The organism is Rhodococcus sp. A14 (assembly GCF_011603105.1).
Taxonomy (GTDB): Bacteria; Actinomycetota; Actinomycetes; order Mycobacteriales; family Mycobacteriaceae; genus Rhodococcus_F; species Rhodococcus_F opacus.
On record NZ_JAAOQS010000265.1, the window covers coordinates 1 to 1,363 of the forward strand.

The window sequence follows — 1,363 nt, forward strand, 5'->3', positions numbered from 1 at the left end:
CGTTCGGCCTCCTCGGCGTCCATGTTCCGGCCGGTCAGGCACAGTTCCATGGCCTTGGCCTTACCCACCGCGCGGGTCAGCCGCTGCGAACCGCCGATGCCGGGGATGACACCGAGCTTGATTTCCGGCTGACCGAACTTCGCGGTGTCGGCGGCGATCAGGATGTCGCAGAGCATCGCCAGTTCGCATCCGCCGCCGAGTGCGTACCCGGCGACGGCAGCGATCGTCGGCTTGCGGGCCGCGGCGAGACGGTCCCATGCGGCGAAGAAGTCGTCCAGGTAGACGTCCATGTACGACTTGGGCTGCATCTCCTTGATGTCGGCACCCGCCGCGAACGCCCGATCGGAACCGGTGATCAGAATGGCACCGATCTCCGGATCCTTCTCCAACTCCTCCACCGCCGACACGACCTCGCGCATCAGCTCGGAGTTCAGTGCGTTGAGCGCCTTCGGACGGTTGAGGGTGATGATCCCCACCCGGCCCTTGCGGTCGAGCAGGATGGTCTCGAAGTCGGTCACTGGTCTCCCTTGGTAGAACGGTCGCGGATGTCGTTGATGATGGCCGAGAAGTCCTGACCACCACCACCGGCGGCGTGGAACCGGCTGTACAGCTCGGCGGCACGCGGCCCGAGGTCGGCCTCGACGCCGTTGGTCTTCAGCGCGTTCGCGGCGAGACCGAGATCCTTGTCCATCAGCGCGGCCGCGAAGCCCGGCTGGTAGTCGTTGTTGGCCGGGCTCGTCGGAACCGGTCCGGGCACAGGACAGTTGGTGGTGAGCGCCCAGCACTGGCCGGACGCGTTGGACGCGACGTCGAACAGGGCCTGGTGGCTCAGACCCAGCTTCTCGCCGAGGACGAACGCCTCGCTGATGGCGATCATCGACACGCCCAGAATCATGTTGTTGCAGATCTTCGCGGCCTGACCGTTGCCCGGGTCTCCGCAGTGAACGACCTTCTTGCCCATCACGTCGAGCAGCGGCTTCGCAGACTCGAAGTCGTCCGCCGTGCCGCCGACCATGAACGCGAGCGTTCCCGCGGTGGCGCCGACGACGCCACCGGAAACGGGTGCGTCCACCGAACGGTGGCCCGCCTCGACGGCCTCGTCATGCGCCGCCCGGGCGTCCGCGACGTCGATGGTGGACGAATCGATGAACAAGGTGCCCGGCTTCGCGGCGGGCAGGATCTCCGCGTAGAGCCCGAGAACGTGCTTTCCGCTCGGCAGCATCGTGATCACGACGTCCACCTCACGCACCGCCTCCACGGCCGAATCGGCGACGGTGACACCGTCTTTCACTGCCTGTTCGAGAGCGGCGGGCGCGAGGTCGAAACCGACCACCGTGTGCCCCGCCTTGACGAGGTTGGCCGC

2 protein-coding genes are annotated in these 1,363 nt (G+C 66.9%); both read right to left on the reverse strand.

What is annotated here, in order from left to right:
- Positions 1-518 (reverse strand): enoyl-CoA hydratase-related protein (locus G9373_RS45280; RefSeq protein ID WP_167121327.1); only part of this gene is annotated, 518 nt, incomplete at its 3' end.
- The coding region (gene mmsB / locus G9373_RS45285; protein WP_167121329.1) for a 3-hydroxyisobutyrate dehydrogenase at positions 515-1,363 on the reverse strand (849 nt) is incomplete at its 5' end. The genes mmsB and G9373_RS45280, both read right to left, overlap by 4 nt.